Origin of the sequence: Wolbachia endosymbiont of Drosophila barbarae, assembly GCF_044752445.1 — a bacterium.
GTDB classification, from domain to species: domain Bacteria; phylum Pseudomonadota; class Alphaproteobacteria; order Rickettsiales; family Anaplasmataceae; genus Wolbachia; species Wolbachia pipientis.
Genome location: NZ_JBIXJM010000058.1, coordinates 1 through 2,381 on the forward strand (window position 1 = coordinate 1; position 2,381 = coordinate 2,381).

The following is a 2,381-nucleotide window of genomic DNA, read 5'->3' on the forward strand; positions in this document are numbered from 1 at the left end:
GTCATCCCGCTACGTGTTAGCGGGATCTAGAGATACCGCGAATGAATCGCGGTATGACGGTTCGTGGTGGTATGACGGTTCGCGGTGGCATGACGATAACTTCGTCATTCCGCTATGTGTTAGCGGCTAAGAGATACCGCGGCGGTATGACGGTTAAGCAATTCGTCATCCCGCTACATGTTAGCGGGATCTCTTGTTAGCGGATGAGATACCGCGAATGAATCGCGGTATGACGGTTAAGTACGTGTTAGCGGCTAAGAGATACTGCGGCGGTATGACGTAGAGCTCGCGTTAGCTATAAGATTAGCTAAATTCTGCACGTCCATAAAAAACAAACCTTCTTTTTCGTCTTGAACGCTAATAATAGCGTGAGTGTTAAAAGGTAAAGGATCATTTGTATGTCCATGGCCTACCCCTTTCATTGTAAATACAGGAAAGTTAACACTTTTTGCAAACCTTTCTTTTACAACTTCAACAAGGTTATCGTTATAGCAGTTAACGAAATCCCCAAAGATTACTGCATGTACTCCATCAAAGATGTGAGCTTGTTTTAGGTGATCTAAACTGCGCTCTATTGCGTATGGGTAGACTCTTATGTCCTCTAAAAATAGAATTTTACCTTTCGCATTTATTTGCCAAACAGTTCCTATACTGTTTTCAACTAAAGTCATATTACCACCGATGATTTTAGACTTTAATCTGCCATCTTTTAGTCTAATGCCATTATTTATCGTCTTTAGGTTATCAAATCTGATAGAATCCCGCTTGTTAAGAATTAACTCTTTCAATTTTTCAACAGAGCTTTCAGAAACGGAGTTATTTACTATCATTTCCAACATGGTGCCGTGAAGAGTTTGCCAATCATATTTAGCTTGTAGATAGGTGTGCAAGGCAGTTATATCGCTATAGCCTATGAGGATTTTTTTGTTTTGAGCAATCCTTTCTTTTTTATCATTGGGTAACTTTTCTAGATAGGGAATTAACCGAGAAGCCCCTTCTCCTCCTCTGATACACCAAATTATTTTACTATCACCGGTTAGTGCACTAACCAAATCATTTGCTCTGAATTCATCAGAGTTGGAATAAAATGGATTATCATTACTATATATTTTCTCCGAAATATGAGGATTAAAATCCAAAGCTTCTACATATTCTTTTATAGTAGTCAGATCTGATTCTTTTCCCTTCGAAGAAGGAGCAATAATATCAACTTGGTCGATTGCATGAATACTTGTGTTAGCACATAAAGTGAGAATGAAATATAAAAGATAAACAATCATTAAAATATCTTATAAAACTCTTTTTTTAGTATATCATCCAATTCAGAGAGTGGAACTTTCACTCCTAGTTCTTCCATTGACGTGACGCCATAATCTTGCAGTCCACAAGGAATAATACCCTTATAGTGAGAGAGGTCTGGAAAGACGTTAAGCGCTATGCCATGATAAGTTACCCATTTTCTTAAACGGATACCAAAAGCTGCAATTTTTTTTTCTACTCCGTTATGGTTTACCCAAACACCTATTCTATCCTCTTTAAATTCTCCAAGTATATTAAATTGCTTTAAAACATTTATGATCCACTTACTTAGATCTCTAATATATAGCTTTATATCGCATTTGTTTCTTTTTTTAAGGTTTAACATTAAATATATAATGCGCTGTCCTGGACCATGATATGTGTGTTTGCCACCCCTGCCTGTTTTATATATAGGAAATAATTTTTCAACAACGTCGTCATCTGTTGCACTGATTCCTGCAGTATAAAGTGGAGGGTGCTGGAGTAGCCATACTAATTCGTCTGCTGAATTATTGTGAATTTGTTGAATTTTTTCTTCCATAGATTTTACGGCACAGTTATAATCAATAAGCTGATTAGATATTAGCCATTCTGTCATGTTCAATTTCTTTTTTTTTAGTATAGCAGTTCGTTCTTTTCCTGTCACCCAAGTGCTTTCCTTCCGTCATCCCAGTGCGTGACACTGGGATCTATGTCTTAGTTTAACTACAGAATCTAAAACACTTTTAACTTTTAAACATCTTTCATGAGGCACATATGAATTTCAACATCTTTCAAAGAAAAAAAAGCGCAGTATTTACTAAATATTCTGCTTTGCAGCTAATGATGGAGCCAAGTTGGAGTAAGCGTGATTATGTAAGTTTTGCTGAGGAAGGTTACATAAAAAATGTTATTGCCTTTCGAGCAATCAATATGATTGCAAGTGCTGCATCTTCGGTACCTCTTACTCTCTGCCAGCTTACTGACCAGGGAAAATCGCAACTAAAAGCCCATCCATTACTGAAATTACTTTATTCTTCTAAGAAACTCTTTCTGCTAGTAGCTCTTTTTTAATCAAGACATAACCAAATTCACTAGCTTTC

2 protein-coding genes and 1 pseudogene are annotated in these 2,381 nt (G+C 36.8%); 1 reads left to right on the forward strand and 2 read right to left on the reverse strand.

The genetic code is table 11. The features are described 5' to 3' along the window. Positions 1–254 precede the first annotated feature (254 nt). Entirely contained in the window at positions 255–1,280 is a 1,026-nt protein-coding gene (locus ACIPNH_RS00780) for an LD-carboxypeptidase (protein WP_400770980.1), read from the reverse strand. Further along, positions 1,280–1,921, reverse strand: a complete 642-nt coding sequence (gene lipB / locus ACIPNH_RS00785) for a lipoyl(octanoyl) transferase LipB (RefSeq protein WP_400770983.1) — start codon at positions 1,919–1,921, stop codon at positions 1,280–1,282. Before lipB ends, ACIPNH_RS00780 begins: the two co-directional genes overlap by 1 nt. A 134-nt stretch (positions 1,922–2,055) precedes the next feature. On the opposite strand from lipB, the pseudogene ACIPNH_RS00790 reads away from it, so the two are divergent. Then, a pseudogene (locus tag ACIPNH_RS00790) lies at positions 2,056–2,316 on the forward strand (phage portal protein); the annotation flags it as partial. Between the last annotated feature and the right edge of the window lie 65 nt (positions 2,317–2,381).

What these genes read in the sequence shown, in the direction of transcription:
- ACIPNH_RS00780 (WP_400770980.1), bottom strand. Translation starts at nt 1,280, where the DNA reads ATGATTGTTTATCTTTTATATTTCATTCTCACTTTATGTGCTAACACA.